Here is a 603-nt window from a genome sequence, read left to right as displayed (position 1 = left end):
ACGTTGCGGATATGGGCTGCGGTAGAGGCTCGTAGTATTGGACGTGGCGGGGTAAGCATGGTTGCCAAAGCAATTGGCATGTCACGCACAACTATCTATGCGGGACTAGCTGAACTGGAATCGTCAGTACCAACCACTCGGGACATGCGTGGCCCCAAGCCCCGTGTACGGGCAGTAGGTGGAGGTCCAAAGAGGTTGACCGATAAGGATGCTGGCCTGCTTGATGCGCTTGATGCACTGGTAGATCCCACCTCACGTGGTGATCCGATGTCACCACTGCGTTGGACCACCAAGAGCACCTATCGGCTTTCAGAGGAACTCAAGCAGCAAGGCCACAATGTCAGCCAACGAACGGTCTGCGATTTGCTCGCCCAAATGGGCTTTAGTCTGCAATCGACGCTAGAAGACCCGAGAAGGGGGAGTCCATGAGGACCGTGATGCCTAAGTTCGCACACATCGCCCGGACAGTTGTGGAGTACCAAAGGACCCAAGACCCGGTCATCTTGACTTTTCTTATATCTCTGGACCAACGATTCGTGTAACTCTGGACCAATAGTTCGCAGATCTCTGGACCAACGATTCGTGTAACTCTGGACCGGAGAT

Annotated in this window: 1 pseudogene; it reads left to right on the top strand. The window is 54.2% G+C overall.

Annotated elements, in window-relative coordinates:
* Positions 1-482: pseudogene (locus M7Q83_RS14125) on the top strand (ISAzo13 family transposase); the annotation flags it as partial.
* Positions 483-603 lie beyond the last annotated feature (121 nt).

The organism is Ferrimicrobium sp. (assembly GCF_027364955.1).
GTDB lineage: Bacteria > Actinomycetota > Acidimicrobiia > Acidimicrobiales > Acidimicrobiaceae > Ferrimicrobium.
Note: the sequence above shows the minus strand (reverse complement) of the source record. Positions and strands in the feature narration are given on the sequence as shown.